The organism is Streptomyces sp. NPDC029152, assembly GCF_055564355.1.
On record NZ_JBVHWR010000001.1, the window covers coordinates 661,496 to 687,582 of the forward strand.

Annotated in this window: 23 protein-coding genes; 6 read left to right on the top strand and 17 right to left on the bottom strand. The window is 72.6% G+C overall.

Annotation, left to right across the window (positions count from 1 at the left end; all coding sequences use genetic code 11):
• Nucleotides 1-55: 55 nt before the first annotated feature.
• Nucleotides 56-2,788: a beta-galactosidase gene (locus ACZ4V6_RS02840; RefSeq protein WP_467821955.1), complete on the bottom strand. Its 2,733-nt coding sequence runs from the start codon at nt 2,786-2,788 to the stop codon at nt 56-58.
• 96 nt (nt 2,789-2,884) lie between these two features.
• Between ACZ4V6_RS02840 and ACZ4V6_RS02845 the strand changes: the two genes are divergently transcribed.
• Nucleotides 2,885-3,343 (top strand): RrF2 family transcriptional regulator, encoded by a 459-nt coding sequence (locus ACZ4V6_RS02845; protein WP_467821956.1) that lies wholly within the window; start codon nt 2,885-2,887, stop codon nt 3,341-3,343.
• 312 nt (nt 3,344-3,655) lie between these two features.
• Here the strand turns inward: ACZ4V6_RS02845 and ACZ4V6_RS02850 are convergent, their stop codons facing one another.
• From ACZ4V6_RS02850 to ACZ4V6_RS02885, 8 genes are all read right to left on the bottom strand, one after another.
• Entirely contained in the window at nt 3,656-5,266 is a 1,611-nt protein-coding gene (locus ACZ4V6_RS02850) for a pyridoxal phosphate-dependent aminotransferase (RefSeq protein ID WP_467821957.1), read from the bottom strand.
• A gap of 123 nt (nt 5,267-5,389) precedes the next feature.
• Complete coding sequence (locus ACZ4V6_RS02855; protein ID WP_467821958.1) at nt 5,390-6,538, bottom strand: aldose epimerase family protein; 1,149 nt, start codon at nt 6,536-6,538, stop codon at nt 5,390-5,392.
• 59 nt (nt 6,539-6,597) lie between these two features.
• Nucleotides 6,598-7,842 (bottom strand): multiple monosaccharide ABC transporter permease, encoded by a 1,245-nt coding sequence (gene mmsB, locus ACZ4V6_RS02860; protein ID WP_467821959.1) that lies wholly within the window; start codon nt 7,840-7,842, stop codon nt 6,598-6,600.
• A complete protein-coding gene (gene mmsA / locus ACZ4V6_RS02865; protein WP_467821960.1) occupies nt 7,839-9,389 on the bottom strand; it encodes a multiple monosaccharide ABC transporter ATP-binding protein in 1,551 nt (516 codons plus the stop codon). Before mmsA ends, mmsB begins: the two co-directional genes overlap by 4 nt.
• Before the next feature lie 32 nt (nt 9,390-9,421).
• Complete coding sequence (gene chvE / locus ACZ4V6_RS02870) at nt 9,422-10,531, bottom strand: multiple monosaccharide ABC transporter substrate-binding protein (RefSeq protein WP_467821961.1); 1,110 nt, start codon at nt 10,529-10,531, stop codon at nt 9,422-9,424.
• A gap of 140 nt (nt 10,532-10,671) precedes the next feature.
• Nucleotides 10,672-11,643 (bottom strand): hypothetical protein, encoded by a 972-nt coding sequence (locus ACZ4V6_RS02875; RefSeq protein WP_467821962.1) that lies wholly within the window; start codon nt 11,641-11,643, stop codon nt 10,672-10,674.
• A gap of 149 nt (nt 11,644-11,792) precedes the next feature.
• A complete protein-coding gene (locus ACZ4V6_RS02880; protein WP_467821963.1) occupies nt 11,793-12,797 on the bottom strand; it encodes a zinc-dependent alcohol dehydrogenase in 1,005 nt (334 codons plus the stop codon).
• Nucleotides 12,794-13,960 carry a mandelate racemase/muconate lactonizing enzyme family protein gene (locus ACZ4V6_RS02885; protein WP_467821964.1) on the bottom strand — a complete coding sequence of 389 codons (1,167 nt, stop codon included), beginning with the start codon at nt 13,958-13,960 and terminating at the stop codon, nt 12,794-12,796. Before ACZ4V6_RS02885 ends, ACZ4V6_RS02880 begins: the two co-directional genes overlap by 4 nt.
• A gap of 214 nt (nt 13,961-14,174) precedes the next feature.
• Between ACZ4V6_RS02885 and ACZ4V6_RS02890 the strand changes: the two genes are divergently transcribed.
• Complete coding sequence (locus tag ACZ4V6_RS02890; RefSeq protein WP_467821965.1) at nt 14,175-14,930, top strand: SCO2400 family protein; 756 nt, start codon at nt 14,175-14,177, stop codon at nt 14,928-14,930.
• Between the two features lie 216 nt (nt 14,931-15,146).
• Here ACZ4V6_RS02890 and ACZ4V6_RS02895 read toward each other — a convergent pair whose 3' ends face one another.
• The gene (locus ACZ4V6_RS02895) at nt 15,147-15,587 is read right to left on the bottom strand and encodes a MarR family winged helix-turn-helix transcriptional regulator (RefSeq protein WP_467821966.1); all 441 of its coding nucleotides are present in this window, start codon (nt 15,585-15,587) and stop codon (nt 15,147-15,149) included.
• Between the two features lie 97 nt (nt 15,588-15,684).
• On the opposite strand from ACZ4V6_RS02895, the gene ACZ4V6_RS02900 reads away from it, so the two are divergent.
• The 3 genes from ACZ4V6_RS02900 (at nt 15,685) to ACZ4V6_RS02910 (ending at nt 18,163) form a co-directional block, all read left to right on the top strand.
• Nucleotides 15,685-16,707, top strand: coding sequence for an NADP-dependent oxidoreductase (locus ACZ4V6_RS02900; protein WP_467821967.1), 1,023 nt, complete (start codon nt 15,685-15,687; stop codon nt 16,705-16,707).
• A 107-nt stretch (nt 16,708-16,814) separates the two neighbouring features.
• The gene (locus ACZ4V6_RS02905) at nt 16,815-17,234 is read left to right on the top strand and encodes an organic hydroperoxide resistance protein (protein WP_189227980.1); all 420 of its coding nucleotides are present in this window, start codon (nt 16,815-16,817) and stop codon (nt 17,232-17,234) included.
• Nucleotides 17,235-17,314: 80 nt separating this feature from the next.
• Nucleotides 17,315-18,163 (top strand): EI24 domain-containing protein, encoded by an 849-nt coding sequence (locus tag ACZ4V6_RS02910; protein WP_467821968.1) that lies wholly within the window; start codon nt 17,315-17,317, stop codon nt 18,161-18,163.
• A 137-nt stretch (nt 18,164-18,300) separates the two neighbouring features.
• Here ACZ4V6_RS02910 and ACZ4V6_RS02915 read toward each other — a convergent pair whose 3' ends face one another.
• A complete protein-coding gene (locus ACZ4V6_RS02915) occupies nt 18,301-19,281 on the bottom strand; it encodes an aldose epimerase family protein (protein WP_467821969.1) in 981 nt (326 codons plus the stop codon).
• Between the two features lie 47 nt (nt 19,282-19,328).
• On the bottom strand, nt 19,329-20,243 hold the full coding sequence (locus tag ACZ4V6_RS02920) for an SGNH/GDSL hydrolase family protein (RefSeq protein WP_467821970.1): 915 nt from the start codon (nt 20,241-20,243) through the stop codon (nt 19,329-19,331).
• Nucleotides 20,244-20,499: 256 nt separating this feature from the next.
• Between ACZ4V6_RS02920 and ACZ4V6_RS02925 the strand changes: the two genes are divergently transcribed.
• The gene (locus ACZ4V6_RS02925; protein WP_467821971.1) at nt 20,500-20,994 is read left to right on the top strand and encodes a DUF3145 domain-containing protein; all 495 of its coding nucleotides are present in this window, start codon (nt 20,500-20,502) and stop codon (nt 20,992-20,994) included.
• Nucleotides 20,995-21,083: 89 nt separating this feature from the next.
• Here the strand turns inward: ACZ4V6_RS02925 and ACZ4V6_RS02930 are convergent, their stop codons facing one another.
• The 5 genes from ACZ4V6_RS02930 to fasR form a co-directional block, all read right to left on the bottom strand.
• Nucleotides 21,084-22,355, bottom strand: a complete 1,272-nt coding sequence (locus ACZ4V6_RS02930; protein WP_467821972.1) for a beta-ketoacyl-[acyl-carrier-protein] synthase family protein — start codon at nt 22,353-22,355, stop codon at nt 21,084-21,086.
• Between the two features lie 87 nt (nt 22,356-22,442).
• Nucleotides 22,443-22,691: an acyl carrier protein gene (locus ACZ4V6_RS02935; protein WP_077795951.1), complete on the bottom strand. Its 249-nt coding sequence runs from the start codon at nt 22,689-22,691 to the stop codon at nt 22,443-22,445.
• Between the two features lie 79 nt (nt 22,692-22,770).
• Nucleotides 22,771-23,802, bottom strand: coding sequence for a beta-ketoacyl-ACP synthase 3 (locus ACZ4V6_RS02940; protein WP_467821973.1), 1,032 nt, complete (start codon nt 23,800-23,802; stop codon nt 22,771-22,773).
• 16 nt (nt 23,803-23,818) lie between these two features.
• A complete protein-coding gene (locus ACZ4V6_RS02945; RefSeq protein WP_467821974.1) occupies nt 23,819-24,730 on the bottom strand; it encodes an ACP S-malonyltransferase in 912 nt (303 codons plus the stop codon).
• Nucleotides 24,731-24,819: 89 nt separating this feature from the next.
• Nucleotides 24,820-26,025, bottom strand: coding sequence for a fatty acid biosynthesis transcriptional regulator FasR (fasR, locus tag ACZ4V6_RS02950; protein WP_467821975.1), 1,206 nt, complete (start codon nt 26,023-26,025; stop codon nt 24,820-24,822).
• Between the last annotated feature and the right edge of the window lie 62 nt (nt 26,026-26,087).

A 26,087-nucleotide genomic window follows, 5' to 3' on the forward strand; every position in this document is an offset into this window, starting at 1 on the left:
TCCCCGGGCGTCAGGTCCCCGGGCGTCAGGTCCCCGGGCGTCAGGTCCCCGGGCGTCAGGGCTCCCGGCGGCCGGGGGAGGCGACCGGTTCCACCGGCACCCCTCCGGCCGCGCCGCCCAGCACGGTGAGCCGCACCGACCCCGGCCCCGCCGGGGTGCCGCCGCCGGCCAGCACCGCCAGCGCGAGGGTGTTGGCGGCGGCACGTGTGCGCAGGACGCCGTTCGGCAGGACCAGCGTGTGCTGCGTGCCCGCCGCGCCGTTGACGTACTCGCCCATGTTCCAGCCGTTCAGGAAGACCTGGACGCGGTAGTCGCGGTCCGGGTCGTCGTCGAGGGTGAGCCCGACCGAGGCGTCGACGTCCGGCGGCACGTCCAGCCGGAAGGTCGTCCGGTACCACGTGACGCCCTGCCGCCGGCTCGCGCGGGGGAAGGACACGGGCTCCCAGCCGCCGTCGTCGTACCCGGGCAGGTGCCAGCCCTTCCGCTCCCCGTACAGCCCGCCGTTGTTGAGCGGCCCGCGCACGGGGTCGGGGGCCGCCGCGCCCCGCACCCGCCAGCGCACCTCCGGCGAGGCGCCCCGGAAGGAGACCGACATCAGCCCCCGGGCCGCCCGGTGGTCGTCCTGGCCGTGCTGCGTGCGCCGGACCAGGACGGACAGGACGGGGGAGTCCGGCCGCCCCTCGCGCAGCCGCCTCCGCAGCCCCTCCGGCAGGCGGAAGCCGGCCGTGGCGGTCCACGTGCCCCTCCCCGTCTCCCGGCCCACGTGGTGGGTGCCCAGCGGCTCCCCGTCCAGCCAGGCCATGAGCATCCCCCGCGCGCCCGTGCCGTACGCGAGGGAGACGGACTCCAGACCGGCGGCGCCGGTGAGCCGGCCCCGGTACCAGACGTCGCCGTAGTGGAAGCCGTAGTCGTCGGCGAAGAGCACGGGCTGCTCCTCGGGCACGGGCGTCGTGCCCGCCGACGTCCTGCGGTCGGCGACCGTCCAGCCCGAGTCGTCGTAACCGGGCCGGGCCTCCGGGTTCTCGTCCCGGCACCGCCAGCCGCCGAGCGCGGGCGGCACCAGTTCCGGCACGCCCGGCAGCGGCTGCCTCGACCGCAGGCTCCGGGCACGGCCGACCGACGTGGCGACCGGACGGCCGTTCCACGTGACGCCGGTGATGCCGCGCGGCGCCCACACCTCCAGCCCGCACGCGTCGACCGTGTCACCGGTCAGCCGCACCGTGTCGCCGTCCAGGACGGCGTCGCGCAGCAGCGCCGGACCGTACACGAGTCCCTTGCCCGACGGCGTCTCGTACGGCCACAGCCGAAGGGAGACGGCGTCGTCGGCGAAGAGCAGCAGCAGCGTGCGGTCGGAGCCGGCGCTGCGCACCCGCACCCGGGTCAGATCGGCCGCCCCGAGCGGCGCCGTCACGTGCAGCTGGTCCTTGTCGTACGCCCAGGCGGCCTCCTCGTCCAGCCGGGTGGGCCACGGCTCGTCGGGGCAGTCCAGCACGAGGTGGGCCATCTCGCCGGTCCGGCCCACGAAGGCGGCGATGTCCAGCCGTCCGACGCTCAGGGTCAGCATGGGCTGCACGGTGGCGTAGGCCAGCTTCCGCCCCCCGCCCAGGTCGAGCCCGGCGGCGAGCAGCCTGGCGTCCCGCGCGGGCACGGTGACCGGCACGTCCGTCCCGCCCAGCGGCAGCGTGGACGTCACGTCCCCGGCGGAGTCGTTGCGCAGGACGTACAGGTGGGCGCCGGTGTCCGGGTTGGTCAGGTGCCGCACCTGGATCCGGGCGTCGCCGGCCCGGACCCCGGGGGCCGCGTCCAGCCGCGCCACGTCGGGGACGTGGCGCAGGAGGTGCCCGATCTGGTGGAGCGGGGCGAGCCTGCCGGTGGGCCTGCGCGCCTCGTCGATCGCCGCCGCGGGGTCGTACGTGGGCGCGGGCGCCGACGACGCGGCCAGCCAGCCCCACGAGGTGCCGCCGAACACCGTGCCGGCGCCGTGCAGCGTGATGCCGTCGGCGAGGTGGGTGAGATGGACCCGCCGCGCCCCGGCCGCGTCCGCGGACCGGTGCGCCGTCCCCCGGGCGAGCGGGGTGCCGTCGTGGAGGAGGGGCACGTCGATGCCGTCCGCGCGGACCTTCTGCCGCAGGCGGTCCGGCGTGCCGGACCGCGGGGCGCCGAACCGGTAGAGCAGGACCGTGCCGGTGCCCCGCGTGTACTGGTGCCGGGCGGCGATGGCGTTGACGCGGGACAGCCACTCGTCGGCGTGCCGGAGGTACGCCGGGCCGGAGGTCCGGGCCGTGTCCCCGGCCGTCGCCAGCCAGCCCGGCAGCCCGCCGGCGTCGACGTCCGCGCCGATGTACGGGCCCGGCCGCAGGACGACGTACAGACCGGTCTCGGCGGCCGTGCGCAGGAACAGGTCCAGGTCCCGGACGCCGGTGAAGTCGTACCGGCCCGGGGCGGGGGAGTGCTGGTTCCAGGCGACGGGCACGTCGACCGCGTTGAAGCCGTGCGCCCGCATCCTCTGGAGCACGTCCCGCCACAGGGACGGGCTCGGCAGCCGGAAGGGGTGCAGCTCGCCGGCCCACAGCGCGAGGCGCCTGCCGTCGACCAGCAGGGAGTGCCGGTCGAGGGCGATCCGGTGGCGCACCCCGTCGGCGCGGGGCGGCGCGGGCGGCGGCCCGGTCGGTACGGGGCCGGGTGCGCCGGAGGCCCTCACCGCCCCGCCGCTCATGCTGCCGCCGAGGGCGAGACCGAGGACGGTGGTGCCCGCCAGGGCGCTGAAAACTCGTCTGCTGAGCTCCAAGGGAGCCTCTCCTGTTGCCCGTACCGCTGGTGCCGGTGCGTCCGCCGGGACACCTGTGCCGGGCCCATTGTCCACAACGCCCCGCACAATGGGCGTATGAGGATCTCGGCACGGGCGGACTACGCGGTACGGGCGGTTCTGGAACTCGCCGTCCGGCAGGGCGAGAGCCCCGTGAAGGCGGAGGCCCTCGCCACCGCCCAGGACATCCCGCACAAGTTCCTGGAGGGCATCCTCGCGGACCTGCGCCGGGGCGGCGTCGTGGAGAGCCGGCGCGGCGGGGGCGGCGGGTACCGGCTGGCGCGCGAGGCGTCCGCGGTCACGGTGGCGGACGTGATCCGGGCGGTGGACGGCCCGATCGTCTCGGTGCGCGGCGAGCGGCCGACGGGCCTCGTGTACACGGGCACGGCGGGGCCCCTGCTGCCCCTGTGGGTGGCGCTGCGCGCCAACGTCCGCCGGATCCTGGAGGGCGTGACCATCGCGGACCTGGCGGCGGACGCGCTGCCGGAGCCGGTACGGGAGCTGGCGGCGGAACCGGCGGCGTGGGAGAACCCGTAGGGGCACGGGGCACGGGGCACGGGGCACGGGGCACGGGGCACGGGGCACGGGGTACGGGGCACGGGGTACGGGGTACGGGGCACGGGGCACGGGGCACGGGGCACGGGGCACGGGGCACGGGGCACGGGGCACGGGGCACGCAGGCCCGTCCCCGGACGCCGGGGCGTCGGCGGCTACGGCGCGGACCCGTGCGGCCGGCGGTGGGCGCGCCGGCCGTCCGTCGCGGATCCACCGGGGCGTCGTCCGCGGCCCGGCGGTGTTCCCCGGACGTCGGCAGCGGTCGCCGTCCGCCCCTGGGGTCCGGGGCCGCGGTCAGCCGGTGCGGCCCATGCCCGCCGGGGCCGGCCAGGACCCCGGCCCCGGCCGGCCCGTGGCCGGGACCGGGTCCAGGCCGTCGGTGCCCCGGACCTGGGCGGCGGTGAGGCCCCCGCGGGCCGGGACGCCGGGCGGGGTGGGGCCGGCGGGCACCGGACACCCGGCCGCCGCGGCAGCCGGGGCCGGGGCGGGTACGGGCGCCGGTGCGGGCACGGGCCGCGGGACCGGTGCCGGGTGGGGGACCGGCACCGGCTGGGCGTACGGCGCCGGCCACGGGACCTGCTGAGGCGCCGTCGGCCCCGGCGTCGGGCCGGGGGCCGCCGCCGCGGGGGCGGCGGGCACCGCGGCGGGGAGCGGCATGCCGGTGCCGACGGCCGGAGCGGCGAGCCGCCGCGGGCCCGTCCCGTCGGTCCCGCTCATCAGGCGGTCCACCGCCGCCGTGCCCGAGCTGTAGCCGGTCCCCGTGGCGGACCCGGGCACGGCGGCTCCCCTCCCGCTCCCGTGGAGCACCTGTTCCAGGCCGGACACCAGGCGACGCACGTCCGCCCGGGGGCGCACCACGAGACGCAGGAAGCGGCTGGAGGAGCCGATCTTGTCGCCGCACTCGCGGACCAGGACCCGGTGCTCGGTGAGCATGCGGTCCCGGACGACGGTGCCCTCGGCGCCCACGGGAAGGCGGACGAGGAGGAAGTTGCCCTGGGAGGGATACACCGTCAGGCCGGGCAGCGCGGACAGCAGGCCGGCCATCTCCAGGCGGTCGCGGCGCACCTGGTCCAGGCTCCGCGCGTACGCGGGACCGTGGTCGCGCAGCATGAACACCACGTGCTCGGCCAGGGAGTTGAGGTTCCACCTGGGGAGCACGGCGCGCACCCGCCCGGCGAGCGCGGGGTTGGCGACCAGGTAGCCGAACCGGATGCCGTGCAGCCCGAAGTTCTCGCCGAGGCTGCGCAGCACGACGACGTTGGGCCGCAGCACCGCCTCCCGCACCACGCTGGGTTCCGCCTCCGCGTCGGCGAACTCCAGGAAGGACTCGTCGACCACGACCAGGTCCCGGTCGGCCATCGCGTCCATGAACCGCACCAGTTCCCGCTTGTGCAGACAGCCGCCGTCGGGGCTGTTGGGGTTGCAGACCACCACCGCCCGCGTCCCCCTGGCCCGGACGAACTCGGCGTACCGCGCGAGGTCGAGGGCGAAGCCGTCGGCCTCCTGGAGCGGGAACATGTCGACCCGCTTGCCGGTCTTTACCGGCTGGTCGGTCCAGCGGCCGAGGGTGGGGACGGGCACGGCGAGGGAGTCGCGGACCAGGAGGTGGTCGAGCCAGGTGATCAGCTCGGTGGAGCCGTTGCCCATCGCCACGCACTGCGGCGGCAGCTGGAGCAGGCCGCACAGCTCGGCGGTGACGGTGTCGGCGCCGCTCGGGTAGGACGTGAGGATCTCCCGCAGCCGGCCCGCCATCTCGTCGAACATCGCCGGGGTGGGGAAGTAGGGATTGCAGGGGACGCAGAAGTCCACCGGCCCCGCCCCGTCGCCGCTCTCCCGCGCCGGCGCCGCCATCGAGGGGCCGTGCGCCGCGGTGCTGCGGAACAACGAGGTGACGTTGCCGGACAAGAGGACCTCCGTGGGAAAGGGCGGCCCGCGCCGGGGGAGCGCGGGCCGCCCTGTAGTACGGAGACGGACGGGTCGCCGTTCAACGCGTGTGAAGGAAGTGTGCCTTCCTCGCGGTGTCGCGGTTCACGCGCCGAACGAGTGCACCGTCGTCGTCCGGTACGTCTGCCCGGGCCGCAGCACGGTCGACGGGAACGACGGGTGGTTCGGCGAGTCCGGGAAGTGCTGCGTCTCCAGGCACAGCGCGTCGCCCTGCCGGTAGACGGAGCCGCCGGGGCCGGTCAGGGTGCCGTCGAGGAAGTTGCCGGAGTAGAACTGGAGCCCGGGCTGGTCGGTGGCGATGCGCAGGGTGCGGCCGGAGGCGCCGTCGCGCAGGGTGGCGACGTGCTCGGGGCGGGAGGTGATGCCCTTGTCCAGCACCCAGTTGTGGTCGAAGCCCTTGGCGGTGACCAGCTGCGGGTGGCCGTCGCGGATGTCCCGGCCGATCGGCTTGGCGCGGCGGAAGTCGAACGGGGTGCCCGCGACCTTCGCCAGCTCGCCGGTGGGGATCAGACCGGCGTCGGTGGGCGTGAACCGGGAGGCGGCGATCGACAGCTCGTGGTCCTCGATGGTGCCGCTGCCCTCGCCGGCCAGGTTCCAGTAGACGTGGCTGGTGAGGTTGACGACGGTGGCCTTGTCGGTGGTGGCCTCGTAGTCGATGCGCCACTCGCCGCGCCGGGTGAGCGTGTACGTCACCTTCGCCCGGAGCGTGCCCGGGTAGCCCATCTCGCCGTCGACGCTGGTGTAGTGCAGGACCAGACCCACGTCGGAGCCCGCGGCGAACGGTTCGACGTCCCACACCCGGTAGTCGAAGCCCAGGGCGCCGCCGTGCAGGGAGTTCTCGCCGTCGTTGACGGAGAGCTGGTACTCCTTGCCGTCCAGGGTGAAGCGGCCCTTGGCGATGCGGTTGCCGTACCGCCCGATCAGGGCGCCGAAGTGCGGGCTGCGGGCCACGTAGTCGTCGAGGTCGTCGAAGCCCAGCGAGACGTTCGCGTAGCGGCCCCGGCGGTCGGGGATCTCCAGGGACTGCACGACGCCGCCGTACGACAGCACCTTCATCCGCGTGCCGCCGTTCTCCAGCGACCAGCGGTACACCTTCGTGCCGTCGGCGAGCCTGCCGAAGAGCTCCTTCACCGGCTTCCTGCCTCCCGTGGCGTGTGCCGTGCCGCCGAGCGTGGTGGCGGCGATGCCCGCGGCCGCGGCGGATGCCATGACCGTGCGTCTGCTCAGTTCCATTGCGGCTCCTGTACTTCCGTGGAAGAAGCGGGCCCCGCACGGAGCGGGGCCCGGAGTGACTACGAACCGACCTTGCGCTTGTTCCACACGTCGAACCCGACCGCCGCCAGCAGCACCAGGCCCTTGATGACCTGCTGCCAGTCGGTGCCGATGCCGACGAGGTTCATGCCGTTGTTCAGCACGCCCAGGACCAGGCCGCCGATGATCGCGCCGAGGACCGTGCCGACGCCGCCGCTCATCGACGCGCCGCCGATGAACGAGGCCGCGATGGCCTCCAGCTCGAAGTTGAGGCCGGCCTTGGGCGAGGCCGCGTTGAAGCGGGAGGCGAAGACGAGACCCGCCAGGGCCGCGAGCACGCCCATGTTCAGGAAGACCAGGAAGGTGACCTTCTTGTCCTTCACGCCCGACAGCTTGGCCGCGGGCAGGTTGCCGCCGATGGCGTAGATGTGACGGCCGATGATCGCGTTGCGCATCAGGTAGCCGAAGCCGACGACCAGCACGCCCAGGATGAGCAGCACGATCGGGGCGCCCTTGTAGCTGGCCAGCAGCAGCGTGACCACGAGGACGGCGGAGACCAGCGCGACCAGCTTGAGCAGGAACAGCTTGGCCGGCAGCACCTCCAGCGAGAACTCCTGCTGGCGCTTGCGGTCGCGGACCTCCTGGAGGACCACGAAGGCGATCAGCGCGAAGCCGAGCAGCAGGGTGAGGTTGTGGTAGTTGGTGTCCGGGCCGACCTCGGGCAGGAAGCCGTTGGCGATCTTCTGGAGGTCCTTCGGGAACGGGCCGAGCGTCTGGCCCTTCAGGAAGATCTCCGTCAGACCGCGGAAGAGCAGCATGCCCGCGAGGGTCACGATGAACGACGGTATGCCCAGGTAGGCGATGAAGAACCCCTGCAGGGACCCCGCGACCGCGCCGATGGCCAGGCACAGCACCACCGCGAGCGGCCAGGACAGATCGTGCTCGACCATCAGGACGGCGGCCGTCGCGCCGATGAACGCCGTCAGTGAGCCGACCGACAGGTCGATGTGGCCCGCGATGATGACGAGCATCATGCCGATCGCGAGGATCAGGATGTAGCTGTTCTGCAGCACCAGGTTGGAGACGTTGCGCGGCAGCAGCAGGTCGCCGTCGGACCACACGGCGAACAGCGCCACGATCAGGCCGAGGGCGATCAGCATGCCGTACTGCCGCATGTTGCGGCGCATGCCGTCGAGCATCAGCCGCAGCAGGCCGCCCCCGTCGGCCGAAGCGCCTTTGCCCGGTGGTGCGGGGGCCGGGGTCTTGGCGGTCACGTCCGTGCTCATCGGGTTACCTCTTTGTCCTTCGTCATCTGACGCATCAGCGCTTCCTGCGACGCCTCGGCCCGCGAGAACTCACCCGTCAGCCGCCCCGCGGCCATCGTGTAGATGCGGTCGCACATGCCGAGCAGCTCCGGCAGTTCGGAGGAGATGAAGACGACCGCCTTGCCCTGGGCGGCCAGTTGGTCGATGACCGTGTAGATCTCGTACTTGGCGCCCACGTCGATGCCGCGGGTGGGCTCGTCCAGGATCAGCACCTCGGGACCCGCGAAGATCCACTTGCTGAGGACGACCTTCTGCTGGTTGCCGCCGGACAGCTTGCCCACCGGCTCGAAGACGGTCGGCGCCTTGATGTTCATGGAGGTGCGGAACCCCTCGGCGACCTGCCGCTCCCCGTGCTCGTCGACGACACCCCGCCTGGCGACCTTGCCCAGCGCGGTCAGCGAGATGTTCCGGTTGATGGTGTCGATGAGGTTGAGGCCGTAGTGCTTGCGGTCCTCGGTGACGTACGCGATGCCGTGCCGGACCGCCTCCGGGACGGTCTTGGTGCGGACCTCGACGCCGTCGCGCAGGACGGTGCCGCCCGCGTACCGGCCGTAGGTGCGGCCGAACACGCTCATCGCCAGTTCCGTGCGGCCGGCGCCCATGAGGCCGGCGATGCCGACGATCTCGCCGCGCCGGACCTCGATCGACACGTCGTCGACGACCTTGCGCTGCTGGTCGAGGGGGTGGTGCACGGTCCAGTTGCGGACCTCCAGGGCGGGCGAGGCGCCCTCCTCCGGCCGGTGCGGGGTCCGCTCCGGGAAGCGGTTCTCCAGGTCGCGGCCGACCATCCCGCTGATGATCCGGTCCTCGGTGGTCCCCGCGTCCTTCACGTCGAGCGTCTCGATGGAGCGCCCGTCGCGGATGATCGTGACCGAGTCGGCGACCCGGCGGATCTCGTTGAGCTTGTGGGAGATGATGATCGAGGTCATCCCCTGTTCCTTCAACTGGAGGATCAGGTCGAGGAGCTTGCCGCTGTCCTCGTCGTTGAGCGCCGCCGTCGGCTCGTCGAGGATGAGCAGCTTCACCTTCTTCGACAGCGCCTTGGCGATCTCCACCAGCTGCTGCTTGCCCACGCCGATGTCGGCGACCCGGGTCTCCGGGTGCTCGTCGAGACCGACCCGCCGCAGCAGTTCGGTGGCGTGCCTGAGCGTGTCGTTCCAGTTGATCAGGCCGCGCCGCGCGTGCTCGTTGCCGAGGAAGATGTTCTCCGCGATGGAGAGGTACGGCACCAGCGCCAGCTCCTGGTGGATGATCACGATGCCGTGCTGTTCGCTCGCCCGGATGTCCTTGAACCGGCAGGTCTCCCCCTCGAAGAGGATCTCCCCTTCGTAACTGCCGTGCGGATGGACGCCGGAGAGCACCTTCATCAAGGTCGACTTCCCGGCGCCGTTCTCGCCGCAGATGGCGTGGACCTCGCCCTGGTGAACGGTCAGCGTGACGTCCGACAGCGCTTTGACACCGGGGAAGGTCTTGACGATCGAGCGCATTTCCAGGACGGGTCCCGCCATGGTCGTGCCTTCCAATCCTTGGGTGGGCCCGGTTACTTGAGGTCGTTCTCGGTGTAGTAGCCGCCGTCGACCAGGACCTGCTTGTAGTTGGACTTGTCGACGCTGACCGGCTGCAGCAGGTAGGCGGGGACGACCTTGGCACCGTTGTCGTAGGACTTGGTGTCGTTGACCTCGGGCTTCTTGTCGTTCAGCACCGCGTCGACCATGTTCGAGGCGACCTTGGCGAGCTGGCGCAGGTCCTTGTAGACGGTCTGCGTCTGCTCGCCCGAGATGATCGACTTCACCGAGGCGACCTCGGCGTCCTGTCCCGTGACGACCGGCATGGCCTTGCCGGCGGAGCCGTAGCCGTCCGACTTCAGGGCGGACAGGATGCCGATGGAGATGCCGTCGTACGGCGAGAGCACGGCGTCGACGCGGGCGCTGCGGTAGCTGGAGGTCAGCAGGTCGTCCATGCGCTTCTGCGCGGTGCCGCCGTCCCAGCGCAGGGTGGTGACCTGGTTGAGGGCGGTCTGCTTGGACCGGACGACGAGCTGGCCCTTGTCCATGTACGGCTTCAGGACGTTCATCGCACCCTGGAAGAAGTACTTGGTGTTGTTGTCGTCGTTGGAGCCGGCGAACAGCTCGATGTTGAACGGGCCCTTCTCGCCCGCCTTCAGACCGAGCTTGTCGACGATGTAGCCGCCCTGGAGCTCGCCGACCTTCTCGTTGTCGAACGAGGCGTAGTAGTCGACGTTCTCGGTGCCGAGGATCAGCCGGTCGTAGGAGATCACCGGGATGTCGGCGTCCTTGGCCTGCTGGAGCACGTTGTTCAGGGACTTGTTGTCGATCGCGGCGACGATCAGGGCGTCCACGCCCTGCGTGATCATGTTCTCGATCTGGGAGACCTGCTGGTCGGGGTCGTCCTCGCCGTAGACGAGCTTGGTCTTGTACCCCTTGGCCTTCAGCTCCTTCTCGACGTTGGCGCCGTCGGCGATCCAGCGCTCGGAGGACTTGGTCGGCATCGCGATGCCGATGGTGGCGCCTTCGCTGCCGCCCTTCTTGTCCTCGCCGCCGCCCTCGCTGTCCTGGCCGCAGGCGGTCAGGGTGAGGGCGAGGGTGGCGGCCGAGGCGATGGCGGCGAGTGCGGCTCTGCGGTTGCGCATGGTCATCATCCTTGATGTGGGTGCAGGGCTCGGTCTGGTGGTACCGGCACGCTGGAGAAGCTGGGGGTGGATCGACCGAGAGCAGGTGTGTGGGATTGTGCGCGGACCTGTCGTCTTTTGTGAAGGGGGTTTCCGGAACGTTATGACGGGATCCGGAACCGGTTGAGATCGCCCGGCAGCCGTGAGCCCAGCGGGGCCATGTCCCCGTCCGCGCCGTGCCGCTGGAGGAGGTCCAGGGCCAGCCGGCCGCGCCGCACCCGCTCCTTGGCGGTCGCCAGCGTCAGTTCCCGCAGGTGGTGCCCGTAGGGGTAGATCCCCGGCGACTTGGAGAGGCCGAACTTCAGGTACAGCGGGGCGCCGCGCCGGATCAGCTCGGCCACCTCGTACATGCGCACGTAACCGCCGAGGTCGTCCGGCGCCTCGATGTACATGTCCATCGGTGCGGCCGACACCCGCCGGATCTCGGTGAGGTGATCCAGCGTCAGGTCGCTGGGCACGTTGATCGAGTCGGCGCCCAGCTGCTCGTACACCGCGTACGCGGCCGGGTTGACGGGGCCCACGAGCGCGGAGAGCTTGAGCGTGGTGTCGGCCGGGACGAGGCCGGCCGCCCGCGCCCGGTGCAGCGTCCACAGCACGCCCTCGTCGGCGACGAGCAGGCACTTGACGCCCAGCTCCGTGGCCCGCACGGCGTCTTCGACGCATCCGGCGACCGCGTCGTGGCCGCGTGCCCGCAGACCCGCGCCGCCGGAGTCGGTCCGGGTGGAACCGCCGATGTCCCAGGTGCCGCGCGGACCGGTGAACAGGCAGAGCTCGATGTCGCGTTCGGCGGTGGACTCGACCATCTCGGTGATCTCGGCGTCGGTCAGCATCCACACGCCGCTGCCCTGGCTGATCCGGTGGATCGGCACGTCCAGTCGCGAGGCCTCCTTGAGGACCACCGCCAGTGCCTCCGGCCCCTCGCAGGAGGGGATCTCGGTGCGCCAGCGGCCACCGCCCGGGAAGGAGTGCGGCGAGGCGTCGGCGGGGTCCAGGGCGGGCGCGGCCAGGCCGAGGTCGGTGAGCGCCTGCTCGCCGGGCCGGCGGACGGCTGCCTGGGCGGAAGAGTCGGTCACGGGCTGTCCTTCGTGTTCGATGGGCCGCCCCGATGTGCCGGTTCGACATACCGGACAAGGTTCGCGGCGAAAGGTACGGAAAGCTCGGTTCGGTCGGGGTGTGCGCCGGCACGGAAGCCGTCAGGTCGCTCCCGTGCCGGCGCACGGCTTCAGGGGCGCAGCAGCACCTTGCCGACCTTCGGGTCGCCGGCGCCCACCAGCTCGATGGCCCGCGCGAACTCGCCGAGCGGCAGCTCGTGCGTCACCAGCGGCAGCGGATCGAGCAGACCGGCGGCGAAGACCCGCACGGCGTGCGCCCAGGCGTCCGGCGGTGCCCCGAAGACGGTGTGCACCTCCAGCTGGCGCACCACCAGGTCCGTCGGGTCCAGCCCGTCGGCGCCCGGCGCCGGGATGCCGGTCAGGACCAGGCGCCCGCCCCGGCGCAGCAGCGCGGCGGAGGTGCGGGCCGCGTCCGCGGACCCGGCGGTCTCGATCACGACGTCGAAGTCGTCCGGCAGGGACTGGCCCTTGGTGCGGAAGCCGGTCGCCCCGTACCGCCGCGCCAGCGCCTCCCGGTCCCCGCGCGTGCCGACCACCAGCAGCTCGGCCGGGGAGGCGGCGCGCAGGAACTGCACGGCGAACATGCCGAGCGTGCCGGTGCCGACGACGGCGACCCGCTCGCCGGGGCGGGCGTTCGCCTTGAGCGCGGCGGCGGCGATGCAGGCGGCCGGCTCCAGCAGGGCGGCGGCCGTGAGGTCGGCGTCGTCGGGCAGGACGTGCAGGAGGCGGGCGGGAAGGGTCAGCGTGGGTGCCATCGCGCCCGGCTGGGTGAACCCGGTCTCCTCGTACCCGGCGCCGCACAGCGTGGTCTCGCCCGCGTGACAGCGGTCGCACACCTGGCAGTTGCGGAAGCCCTCGCCGACGACCTTGCGGCCCACGAGGGACCCGGGCACCCCGGCGCCGACCGCCTCGACGGTCCCGGACCACTCGTGACCGGGGGTGAGCGGGTACCGCACGTACCCCTCGGGCCGGTTGCCCTGGTAGACCTCGCGGTCGCTGCCGCAGATCCCGGCGGCGTGCACCCGCACCAGCGCCTCGCCGGGACCGGGATCGCGCGGCTCGTGCGCCACGAGCCGGTGCTCGCCGGGCGCCTCGACGACGACCGCGCTGCTCATGCCCGCGTCCCCTTGGGGTTGCGCTGCTCCCAGCCCTCGGCCCACAGGTCGAACCGCGCCTGCTGCTGCGGGAACTCGGCCGCCGCGTCGGTGTCCAGCTCCACGCCGAGACCGGGGGCGTCGGACAGGTGGAAGCACCCGTCCTCCGGGTCCACCACCGGCGCGCCCTTGACCACCTTCTTGATCTCCGCGTCGGCGAAGTCGTTGAAGTGTTCCAGGATCTTGAAGTTCGGCGCGGTGAAGCCGACCTGGAGGGAGGCGGCGGTCAGCACCGGCCCGCCCACGTTGTGCGGGGCGACGAGCATGTAGTGGGTCTCGGCGGTGGCGGCGAGCTTGCGGGTCTCCCAGATGCCGCCGATGTGGCCGACGTCGGGCTGGATGATGTCGACGGACTGGTCCTCGAACAGCTCGCGGAACTCGATCCGGTCGTGGATGCGTTCACCGGTGGCGACGGGGAGGTCCACCTTCTCGGCGACCTTCTTCAGCGCGCGCAGGTTCTCCGGCGGCACCGGCTCCTCCAGCCAGGCCGGCTTGAAGGGCGCCATCTCCTTGGCGAGCCGCACGGCGGTGGCGGGGGAGAAGCGGCCGTGCATCTCCAGCATCAGCTCGGCGTCGGGGCCGATGGCGTCGCGCACGGCCTCGATCAGCGACACGGCGTACAGGGTCTGCTCGTGGTCGAGCTCGAAGTGCCCGGTGCCGAACGGGTCGATCTTCAGCGCCCGGTAGCCGCGCTCCATCACGCCCTGCGCGGCCTTGTGGTACGCCTCCGGGGTGCGCTCGGTGGTGTACCAGCCGTTGGCGTACGCCTTGACCTTGTCGGTGACCTTGCCGCCCAGCAGCTGCCAGACCGGGACGCCGAGGGCCTTGCCCTTGATGTCCCAGCAGGCCATCTCGACGACGGCGACACCGGACATCACGATCTCGCCGGCGCGGCCGTAGTCGCCGTACTTCATGCGGCGGGTCAGATCCTCGACAGCGAACGGGTCGGAGCCGAGAATGTGGTTGACCTCGGCCTCCTTCAGGTAGCCGAGGAGGGCGTCGGTGTGGCCCAGCATCCGGGTCTCACCGACTCCGGTGATGCCCTCGTCGGTGTGCACCTGGACGTACGTCAGGTTGCGCCACGGCGTCCCGACCACGTGTGTGCTGATTCCGGTGATGCGCACGGCGGTTGCCCTTCGCTCTGTTCGGTATTTCGTCACTCGTTCGAAATGCTGGCGTGACAGTAAGGAGGGGGCGGCGGGGGTGTCAATGGGTCGGACACATAACGGTTTCGGCGGCTACGGCGGCGCGGGGTCACGGGGGCCGGAGGCTTTCGCACACAACCTTCACAGGAGTCTCTGGGATCACGCCCGCCGCGGAACTTAACCTTCCCGCGTCATGGACTACTGCCACCCGTGCCGACGGCACCTCAACGGCGCCCTCGCCTGCCCTGGGTGCGGCACCCCTGCCGAGCGGCTCCCCGCGTCCGAAGGCTCTCCAGGGGGCGAGGAGGCGTGTCCTCCGCGGGCCGCCGACGGGCCCGGCGATGCCTCCGGCGCCGCGGGCCCGGCAGGCGGCGGCAGGGCGGACGGCGGCAGGGCGGGTCGCCGGGACCGCAAGGCCGCCGCGCACCGCCGGCGGCGCCGGCGGACGCTGCTCGTCGCCACGGGCTTCGTCCTCGCGGCCGGCGGGCTGAGCCTCGCCGAACTCGGCCTGGACGCCCCGGACTCCACGGCGCGGCCGGCGGCCGCCGGCGGCGAGACGGCGGACGGGGCGTCGACGCGGGAGGTGGGGGAGACGGGAGAGACAGGAGAGACAGGAGAGGCGGAAGAGGTGGGAGGGGCATCGGCGGTGCCGGCCGACGGCGCGTCGGCGACGACACCGCCCTCGGCCACCGCGTCCCCGGGCGCCACCGCCTCGGCGTCACCGTCCGCGTCGACGCCGGCCTCGGCGTCCCCGGACGCGGACGGGTCGCGGCCGCCGGCCGGTCCGGACTCCCCGTCGGCCTCCCCGCCGCCGGAGTCGGCCCCGCCTTCGGAGCCCCCGCCCACCCCCTCCGGCGCCCCGCCCCCGACCACGGCACCCACCCCGACGACCTCACCGGACCCGACCCCGACGAAGACGTGCGACCGCTTCCTGTGGTGGTGCACGTAGCCGCCCCCACCAGCCGTGGTCAGTCGTGCATTCCCCGGTGCCTGGACGGCCTGGGAGGCCCAGGGTCGGCACGGGCGGGCGGTGGGGGTCCCCCCGCGCGAGCGAAGCCGGGCCTGGGGGAGGCGCCCCCTCGGCGCCGGGCCGCGCGTCCCGTCCCCTGGCGGCAGCGCAGGGTCACGGGGAAACCCGGGCCCACCCCGCTCCCTCCGCCCCCGCTCAGTCCCCCAGCATCCGGCGCAACGCGTCCCGCAGGGCGACCCGCTCCCCCTCCGACAACCCCGCCAGCGGCTCCCGCGCGAACCGCAGCGACTCCCGCAGTCCCCGCGCCACCCGCCGCCCCTCCTCCGTCGCCGCCGCCACCTTCACCCGCCGGTCGGCCGGGTCCGGGCGTCGCTCGACCAGACCCCGCGCCTCCAGCCGGTCCACGATCCCCGTGACGTTCGACGGCTCGCACTTCAGCCTCTGCGCCAGCTTCCGCATCGGCAGCGGCTCCAGCGTGAGCAGGCTCAGCAGCTTGGCCTGCGCCCCCGTGAGGGAGCGCTCCGCCGCGGCCTCCTCGTAGTCCGCGTGGAAGCGGGCCACGACCTCGCCGATCAGTTCGACGACCTCCAGGGTGAGCGCGTCGGGCCGGCGGGGGGTGTCGCGTGGTGTGGGCATGGAATCCAGGGTACCCAGTTGTTTGACAACCTGAAATGTTCAGTCGCATGGTTGTTTCAGACCCTGAAGCATCTCCCCGTGTCCAGGAAGGCGTCCCATGGCCGACTCCCCCGTTCTCCCCGCCGTCAACCGCGAATGGCACCTGCTCAGCCGCCCGGTCGGCTGGCCCGAGCCGAAGGACTTCGCCCTCGTCGAGGCCGAGGTCCCCACCCCGGGTGAGGGCCAGGTGCTGGTCCGCAACCTGTACCTCTCCGTCGACCCGTACATGCGCGGCCGCATGAGCGCGGCCAAGTCCTACGTCGCCCCCTTCGAGCTCGGCAAGGTCATGCAGGGCGGCGCGGTCGGCGAGGTCGTCGCCTCCCATGCCGAGGGCATCGCCGTCGGCGACCACGTCCTGCACTTCTTCGGCTGGCGCGAGTACGCCGCCGTGGACGCGAAGAACGCCGTCAAGGTGGACCCGGAGGCCGCGCCGCTGTCGACGTACCTGGGCGTGCTCGGCATGACCGGCCTGACCGCCTACGCCGGTCTGCTGCGCACCGCCGCCTTCAAGGAGGGCGACGCGGTGTTCGTCTCCGGCGCCGCCGGCGCGGTCGGCAGCCAGGTCGGGCAGATCGCGAAGCTCAAGGGCGCCTCGCGCGTCATCGGCTCGGCCGGCTCCGACGAGAAGGTCAAGCTGCTCACCGACGAGTACGGCTTCGACGCCGCCTTCAACTACAAGGCCGGCCCGGTGAGCGAGCAGCTGCGCGCCGCCGCCCCCGACGGCATCGACGTCTACTTCGACAACGTGGGCGGCGACCACCTGGAGGCCGCCATCGGGTCGCTCAACCAGGGAGGCCGCATCGCGGTCTGCGGCATGATCTCGGTCTACAACAACACCGAGCCCGCCCCGGGTCCGAAGAACCTGGCCCGCCTGATCCAGACCCGCGGCCGCATCGAGGGCTTCCTCGTCGGCGACCACTACGACCTCCAGCCGCAGTTCGTCCAGGAGGTCGGGCCCTGGGTCCGCGAGGGCCGGCTGAAGTACCGCGAGACGGTCGTCGAGGGCATCGAGAACAACCTCGAGGCCTTCCTCGGCGTCCTGCGCGGCGACAACACCGGCAAGATGATCGTCAAGCTCTGAGCCGGAAGGCGGACCTTCACGGAGTTTCCGGCATGCGGTAGCGTCATTCCGAAATCCGTCGTGATCGTGGGCGCGAGTCACGGCGGACCGAGGAGGAAGACACCCGCATGCCCATCCAGCAGTCCGAGGTCCTGTACACCGCCGTCGCCACCGCCGAGAACGGCCGCGACGGGCGCGTCGCCACCGATGACGGCAAGCTCGACGTGGTCGTGAACCCGCCCAAGGAGATGGGCGGCAGCGGCGCCGGCACCAACCCCGAGCAGCTGTTCGCCGCCGGCTACAGCGCCTGCTTCCAGGGCGCGCTCGCCGTCGTCGCCCGCCAGGAGGGCGCCGACGTCTCCGGTTCGACCGTCACCGCGAAGGTCGGCATCGGCAAGAACGACGACGGCTTCGGCATCATCGTGGAGATCTCCGCCGAGATCCCCGCCGTGGACGCCGCCACCGCGCGGTCCCTGGTGGAGAAGGCCCACCAGGTCTGCCCGTACTCCAAGGCGACCCGCGGCAACATCACCGTGACGCTCGTCTGACCGGGCCCCTCACGCACGACGGAGGCCGCACCCCCGAAAGCCCGGGGGTGCGGCCTCCGTCGCCCGGTAGAGTGCCGTCCATGCGTGATCTCGGGGCGGGATTCGGCCATCTCCTGAAGGGCCAGCGGTGGGTGGCCCGGCACGGCAAGAGCTACGGCTTCGGGCTCCTGCCGGGTCTGATCACCCTCGTCCTGTACGCCGGGGTGCTGGTCGCGCTGGCGCTGTGGGGCGAGGACGCCGTCGCCTGGGCGATCCCCTTCGCCGACGACTGGCCGAGCCCCTGGTCCGGCCTCTTCCGCGGCTTCCTCACCGCCGTCCTGTTCGCCCTCGCCCTGCTCCTGGCCGTCCTCACCTTCACCGCGGTCACGCTGCTGGTCGGGCAGCCCTTCTACGAGAGCCTCTCCGAGCGGGTCGACCGGGACGTCTCCCCGGACGGCACCGCGCCCGAGTCGGACCTCCCCCTCTGGCGCGAGCTGTGGGTCTCCGGCCGCGACAGCCTGCGCATCGTCCTGCGCGCCGCCGTCTGGGGCGTGCTGCTCTTCGCCGCCGGTTTCGTCCCGGTCGTCGGCCAGACGGCCGTGCCGGTGATCGGCTTCTTCGTCACCGGCTTCTTCCTCACCGAGGAGCTGACCGCCGTCGCCCTCCAGCGCCGCGGGGTCGAGCTGCGCGACCGCCTCGCCCTGCTCCGTTCCCGCAAGACGCTGGTCTGGGGTTTCGGCACACCGCTGGGCCTGGCCTTCCTGGTGCCGTTCGTCGCGGTGTTCCTGATGCCGGGCGCGGTCGCGGGCGCCACGCTCCTCGCCCGCGAGCTGCTGGGCGAGGAGACCCACGAGGGCGGCACCGGGCCCTTCGGCGACGCCCCCTTCGGCCCCGCACCGGCGTCCGGCGGCGCGTTCACCGGCCCCGCCGGGCGCGACGGGCGTTTGTGAAGGGTTCGTGGGAACCGCCCGCCGAAGGCTCCCGCGCGGGCCTTCGGACCACCGCGGCGATTACCGTCGGACCGGGACGGCACGCGGCGTCCCCCGCGGGACAGCCCCGGCCCGGGACCTGACGGCCGGGCCGGGGCTCACGCGGGCTGCCGCGTCGAGAACCCGTACACCGTCTCCGAGCGGAACACCTCGCCCGGACGCAGCACCGTGCTCGGGAAGTCCGGCCGGTTCGGGGAGTCGGGGAAGTGCTGCGTCTCCAGCGCGATGCCGTCCCCGGGGGCGAACGGCTCGTCCAGGTGGTCCGCGGTGTACAGCTGGAGACCGGGCTCGGTGGTCGCCACCGTCAGCACGCGCCCGGACACCGGGTCGTACAGCTCGGCGACCGGCACGGCGGTGTCCGTCACGCCCTTGTCGAGGACGAAGTTGTGGTCGTAGCCCGCACCGACCTTGCGGGCCCGGCGGAAGTCGAAGCGCGTGCCCGCCACCTCGACGGGCGCACCCGCCGGGATCAGGTCCGCGTCCACCGGCGTGATCCGGGACGCGGCGATCCGCAGCTCGTGGCCGCCCGTGTGACCGGAGCCGCCCAGGTTGAAGTAACTGTGGTTGGTGGGGTTCAGCACGGTCGGCGCGTCGGTGACCGCCTCGTAGGCGATCCGCAGCGCCCCGGTCCCGTCCAGCGTGTACGTCGCCGAGACCTCCAGACGGCCCGGGAAGCCCTCCTCGCCGTGCGGGCTGACCCGGCTGAGGCGGACGCCGTGCCCGACGGGTTCCGCGTCCCACACGCGCTTGTCGAAGCCCCGCTCGCCGCCGTGCAGCGAGTTCGGCCCGTTGTTGAGCGCCAGCGCGTACGTCCGCCCGTCCAGCGGGAAGCGGCCGCCCGCGATCCGGTTGGCGTAGCGCCCCACCAGCGCGCCGAAGTACGGCTCCGGGTGCGCCACGTAGCCGTCCAGGTCCGCGAACCCCAGCACCACGTCCGCGGCGCGCCCGTCCCGGTCCGGGACCTCGGCCGACTGCACGATCCCCCCGTACGACAGGATCCGCACCCGCACGCCGGCCCGCTCCAGGGTCCAGCGGTGGACCGGCGTGCCGTCGGAAAGTGTGCCGAAGAGTTCGTTCATGTGCGGAACTCTAGGACACGCCGGGAACACGCCGGGGCGTGGTCGCGTCAGGGACTCTTCGAGGTGACGACGCGGTAGGCGATCTCCGCCAGCCGGGCCTGCCCGTTCACGCTCGGGTGGAACCAGTCCCACTGGCTGAGCTGCCCGGTGCCGAACCGGAAGTCGTGCACCGCGCCCCCGTCGGTACGGCACTTGCGGTCCTTCGCGCAGACCTCCTGCAGGACCTCGTTGTAGTCCTCCACCCGGTCCCGCACCGTGTTGCGCCGCAGCGTCGCCGCCGGATCCACGGCGTCCGCGTCGGCCAGCATCGTCGGGCAGATGCCCAGCTTCCACACCTGCTTGCCCAGCGGGTCGGCGCGGCCCTCGGACCACAGCCGCTTCAGGTCCGGGATGCTCGCCACGAACACCTGGGCCCTGGGCAGTTCCCTGCGCAGCGTACGCATCGCGTCCTCGAACTGGGCCCGGAAGTCGGCCACCGGCGTCATCGCCTCGGTCGTGGTCCGGCAGGCGTCGTTCGCCCCGGCCATCACCGTCACCAGCTCCGGTTTCCGTGCCGCCGCGCGTCTCACCTGTCCCGTCAGATCCGCCATCCGGGCCCCGGTGACCGCGTAGTTCCAGCTCCGCCCGGCCGCCTTCGCCCCCAGCAGCCGTACGGCCAGGCTGTCGACCTCGGCGCTGCTGCCGGTCGCCCACGACACCTCGGGGCAGTCCGACAGGACCGCGCAGGCGTCGAAGCCGCGGGTGATGGAGTCGCCCACCGCGGCGATCGACCCCGGGCTGGTGTCCCAGACCGGGGTGGGCTTCGGGGACGGCCGCCCGGACCCGGTGCCGGACGCGCCGGGGGAGTCGCCGCCGGCGGCGTCGCAGCCGGCCGCGCCCAGGACGGCGGCGGTCAGGACGGCGAGCACGGCACGCGAACGGCGCCGCCGGTCCCGCGTCCCGCGGTCCGTCCCCTGCCCCATGCCGACACCGTCCCTCGCCTCGTGCCTCCACCGTCCTCAACCCATGGCACCGCACCAGGGTTCCCGGGGACGGCGGTGCGACGGCTCACATCCGCACAGGCGTCCTGCCGGGTGAATGCCGGGAGTTTCCCGGCACCAGGACCGACGGTACGTCACACTCCTTGCCCCGTCGCACGGTAGCCTCGCCCTCATGTGGCCCGCCCGGCCACGGCCGTTCCACCCGTTCCGAGATGTCCCGCTCAGCCCGGAGGTTCCGGTGACGACCCGTGGAGTCCTGTACGTGCACTCCGCGCCGCGCGCGCTCTGCCCGCACGTCGAGTGGGCCGTCGCCGGGGTGCTCGGCACGCGCGTCGGCCTGGACTGGATCCGGCAGCCCGCCTCGCCCGGCACCTGGCGCTCGGAGTTCTCCTGGCAGGGCCGGCCCGGCACCGCCTCCAAGCTCGCCTCCGCGCTGCGCGGCTGGCAGATGCTGCGCTTCGAGGTCACCGCGGAGCCGTCCGCCGGAGCCGAGGGCGAGCGCTACAGCTGCACCCCCGACCTCGGCATCTTCCACGCCGTCACCGGCGTCCACGGCGACATCCTGATCCCCGAGGACCGGCTGCGCGCCGCCCTCGTCCGCTCCCAGGCCGGCGAGACCGACCTGGAGAAGGAGATCGCCAAGCTCCTCGGCAAGCCCTGGGACGACGAACTGGAGCCGTTCCGGTACGCCGGCGAGGGCGCCCCGGTGCGCTGGCTGCACCAGGTGGTCTGAGGCCGCGCCCCGGCGGTGGGACGCGCGAGCGCACGGGAAAGGGCCCCCACCGGCCGGTGGGGGCCCTTTCAGGCGCGTGAGGACGCCGCTCAGACCGTCCGGAACGCCAGCACGACGTTGTGCCCGCCGAAGCCGAACGAGTCGTTCAGCGCGGCGATGCGGCCCTCGGCGGGCAGCTTGCGGGCCTCGTCGCGCACGATGTCCGCGTTGGCCTCGGCCTCGGGGTCGAGGTCCTCGACGTTGATGGTCGGCGGCGCCACCCGGTGGTGCAGGGCGAGCACGGTGGCGACGGACTCCACGCCGCCCGCGCCGCCGAGGAGGTGACCGGTCATCGACTTGGTGCCGGAGACCGCGATGTGGTCCACGTCGTCGCCGAGGACCTTGCGCAGCGCCTTCAGCTCGGCGATGTCCCCGGCCGGCGTCGAGGTGGCGTGCGCGTTGACGTGCACGATCTCCGCCGGGTCCAGGTCGGTGCCGTCCAGCAGGTGCTGCAGGGCGGCGGAGATGCCGCGGCCCTCGGGCTCCGGCTGCACGATGTCGTGGCCGTCGGCGGAGATGCCCTGGCCGACCGCCTCCGCGTAGACGCGGGCACCGCGCTCGGCGGCGTGCTCGGCCGACTCCAGCACGAGGACGCCGGCGCCCTCGCCGAGGACGAAGCCGTCCCGGGCGGTGTCCCAGGGACGCGAGGCGCCCTGCGGGTCGTCGTTGTTCTTGGACATCGCCATCATGTTGCCGAACGCGGCGATGGGCAGCGGGTGGATCGCCGCCTCCGTGCCACCCGCGACGACGACGTCGGCACGGCCGGTACGGATCATCTCGATGGCGTAGCCGATGGCCTCGGCGCCCGACGCGCAGGCGGAGACCGGCGTGTGCACGCCCGCCCGGGCGCCCACGGCCAGGCCCACGTTGGCGGAGGGGCCGTTCGGCATCAGCATCGGCACGGTGTGCGGGGAGACGCGGCGGACGCCCTTCTCCTTGAGCACGTCGTACTGGTCCAGCAGGGTCGTCACGCCGCCGATGCCGGAGGCGATGACCGCGCCGAGCCGGTCGGGGTCGATGGAACCGTCCTCACCGGCCCTGCCGGTGAAGCCGGCGTCCTTCCACGCCTCCTGGGCCGCGATCAGCGCGAACTGCGCCGAACGGTCCAGCCGGCGGGCCTGGGGGCGCGGGATGACCTCGGAGGGGTCCACGGCCACCGGGGCGGCGATGCGGACCGCCTGGTCGGCGGCCCACTCCTGCTCCAGGGGCTTGACGCCGGACCTGCCGGCCACCAGACCCTCCCAGGTAGAGGCTGCGTCGCCACCCAGCGGTGTGGTTGCGCCGATACCGGTGACGACCACGGTGCGATTGGTCGAGCTCACGGGAATTCTTTCTCCAACGGGATACGGATTCGTACGGCGCCACCGCCGGGTGGCGGGGCAGTCAGCCCAGAGGCTGTGATCGGTCGATCAGCTCTGGTGCTTGAGGATGTAGTCGGTCGCGTCGCCGACGGTCTTGAGGTTCTTGACGTCGTCGTCCGGGATCTTGACGTCGAAACGCTCTTCGGCGGCGACGACGACCTCGACCATGGACAGCGAGTCGACGTCCAGGTCGTCGGTGAAGGACTTGTCCAGCTGGACGTCCTCAACCGGGATACCGGCGATCTCGTTCACGATCTCGGCGAGACCGTCGACGATCTCCTTCTGAGTGGCGGCCATGGCGGCGCTCCTTCGTAGATGTTCCAGAGGGTGTGGCTCTTGTGCTCCGCCCCGGACCGCATGATCCGGCACGGAGTGCCTAGGGGAGAGTAACGACCGTCGCGGCGTAGACGAGACCCGCCCCGAAGCCGATGACGAGCGCGGTGTCGCCGCTCTTCGCCTCACCGGTCGCCAGGAGCCGCTCCATGGCGAGCGGGATCGAGGCGGCCGAGGTGTTGCCGGTGGTGCGGATGTCACGGGCGACCGTGACGTGCTCCGGCAGCTTCAGCGTCTTCACCATCGAGTCGATGATCCGCACGTTGGCCTGGTGCGGGATGAAGACGTCCAGGTCGTCCGAACTGATCCCGGCCGCGTCCAGCGCCTGCTGGGCGACCTTCGCCATCTCGAACACGGCCCAGCGGAACACCGCCTGGCCCTCCTGCGTGATCGCAGGAAACTTGACGTTGCCCTCGTCGTCGACCGGCAGCTCGGAGACGTCGCCGATCCGGAACCGGTCCCAGGTGACCGTCTGCTTGATCGTCTCGGACTTGTCGCCCTCCGAGCCCCAGACGGTCGGGCCGATCGCCGGCTCCTGGGACGGGCCGACCACGACCGCGCCGGCGCCGTCGCCGAACAGGAAGGCCGTGGCCCGGTCCGTCAGGTCGGTCAGGTCCGACAGCCGCTCCACGCCGATGACGAGGACGTACTCGGCGGAACCTTCCACCACCATGCCCTTGGCCAGGGTCAGGCCGTAGCCGAAGCCCGCGCAGCCCGCGGAGATGTCGAACGCCGCGGCCTTGTCCGTGCCCAGCTGGTCGGCGATCAGGGTGGCGATGGCCGGGGTCTGGCTGAAGTGCGACACGGTCGAGACGACCACCGCGCCGATCTGCGAGGCGTCGATCCCGGCGTCCGCGATGGCCTTGCCGGACGCCTCGATCGACATCGCCGCGACGGTCTCCTCGGGCGACGCCCAGTGCCGCGTCTCGATGCCGGAGCGCGAGCGGATCCACTCGTCGGACGAGTCGATCTTCTCGAGGATCACCTCGTTGGGCACGACCCGCGTCGGGCGGTAGCCGCCCACGCCGAGGATGCGCGCGTACGGGGCGCCCTTGCTGGGCTTGATCTTCGGCATGCTCTCGGGCTCCTTGTCAGGCCTGCTCGGCGACGAGCGCGCGGGCCGCGTCGAGGTCGGCGGGGGTCTTCAGCGCCAGCGTCCTCACGCCGGGCAGCGCGCGCTTGGCCAGGCCGGTCAGCGTGCCGCCGGGGCAGACCTCGATCAGCGCGGTGACGCCGAGCTCCTTGAAGGTCTCCATGCACAGGTCCCAGCGGACCGGGTTGGCGACCTGGCCGACCAGACGCTCCAGCACCTCGGTGCCGGCGGTGACGGCCCGTCCGTCCTTGTTGGAGACGTACGTCACCTTCGGGTCGGCCGGCGCGATCTCCGCGGCGGCCTCGGCCAGCTTGTCCACCGCGGGCGCCATGTGGTGCGTGTGGAACGCACCGGCGACCTTCAGGGGCACGACCTTGCGGACGCCCTCGGGCTTGTCCTCGTTCAGCGCGGCCAGCTGCTCCAGGGTGCCGGCCGCCACGATCTGGCCCGCGCCGTTCATGTTCGCCGGGGTCAGGCCGAGCTTCTCCAGGTGCGCCACGCTCACCTCGGGGTCGCCGCCGAGCAGCGCCGACATGCCGGTCTCGGTGACCGCGGCGGCCTCGGCCATGGCCAGGCCCCGACGGCGCACGAGGGTCAGCGCGGCGGTGTCGTCGAGGACGCCCGCGAAGGCGGCGGCGGTGATCTCGCCGACGCTGTGGCCCGCGACCGCGCCCGGCGTGACGGCACCGAGTGCCGAGGCTGAGAGGAGTCCGGCGGCGACCAGCAGCGGCTGCGCCACGGAGGTGTCGCGGATCTCGTCCGCGTCGGCCTTCGTGCCGTAGTGGGCGAGGTCGAGTCCGATGGCGTCGGACCACGCGGCGACGCGGTCGGCGGCGCCGGGGAGTTCGAGCCATTCAGTCAGGAAGCCGGGCGTCTGGGCACCCTGGCCGGGAGCGACGAGTACGAGCACTCTCACACTCTCTCTTGAGGACGGGCACGACCGCCCGTGGGGACAGGGACGAAGAACACGGAGGGGTTTTGTGGGGCCCCGACAAAAGACTAGAGTTGCGGATCTCCGTCGGCCAGACGCCCCAGGATGAGCGCGATCCGCAGTGTGAACGCAGACCGTACATCAGAGGGCGACCACCCGGTGACGTCAGTCACACGTCGGAGCCGGTAGCGCACGGTGTTCGGGTGAACGAAGAGCATCCGCGCGGCGCCTTCGAGGCTGCTCGCCTGCTCCAGGTAGACACTGAGCGTCTCCAGGAGCGCGGCGCCGGCGTCCTCCAGCGGTCTGTAGATCTCCTCCACCAGCTGCTCGCGGGCCGAAGGGTCGGAGGCGATCGCCCGCTCCGGCAGCAGATCGTCCGCCAGCACCGGGCGCGGAGCGTCCTGCCAGGCGGTGCAGGCCTTCAGCCCGGCCGCGGCGGCCTGCGCGGACCGGGTCGCGGCCAGCAGGTCCGGCACCACCGGCCCGGCCACCACCGGCCCCTGCGCGAACGGCCCGATCAGCGACCTGGCCACGGCCAGCGGGTTGTCGCTGCCGCCCGCGATCACCACCAGCCGGTCGCCGAGCACCCCGGTCAGCACCTGGAGCTTGGCGTGCCGGGCCGCACGCCGGATGGCCTCCACGGTCAGCTCGGAGTCCCCGTCGGGGGCGGTGCCCAGCACCACGCACACGTGCTCGGGCGAGTTCCAGCCCAGCGCCGCCGCCCGGGACACGGCCCCCTCGTCGGCCTCGCCGCTGAGCACGGCGTTCACCACGAGCGACTCCAGCCGCGCGTCCCAGGCACCGCGTGCCTCGGCGGCCTGCGCGTACACCTGGGCGGTCGCGAAGGCGATCTCCCGGGCGTACACCAGCAGCGCCTCGCGCAGCACGGACTCGTCGCCGGGGGCGGCGACCTCGTCGATCGCGGACTCCATGACCTCGATCGTGGTCCGCACCATCTCGACGGTCTGCCGCAGCGTGATCGCCCGGGTCAGCTCGCGCGGGGCGGTGCCGAACACGTCGGTGGAGATGGCCTGCGGGGCGTCCGGGCGCCGGAACCACTCGGTGAAGGCGGCGATACCGGCCTGGGCGACGAGCCCGATCCAGGAACGGTTCTCCGGCGGCATCGCCCGGTACCACGGCAGCGTCTCGTCCATCCGCGCGATCGCCTGCGCGGCGAGCGATCCGGAGGACCGCTCCAGCCGCTTCAGGGTCGCGGAATGCGGATGGACGACGCGCGCCGTGGGCTCGGGCTTGCTGGTTTCGGGTTCGGGCACGGGGACAAGACTGCCTTATCCGGACGGGTGGGCGTGCGGCCGGGGCTACGGTGGACGGCGTG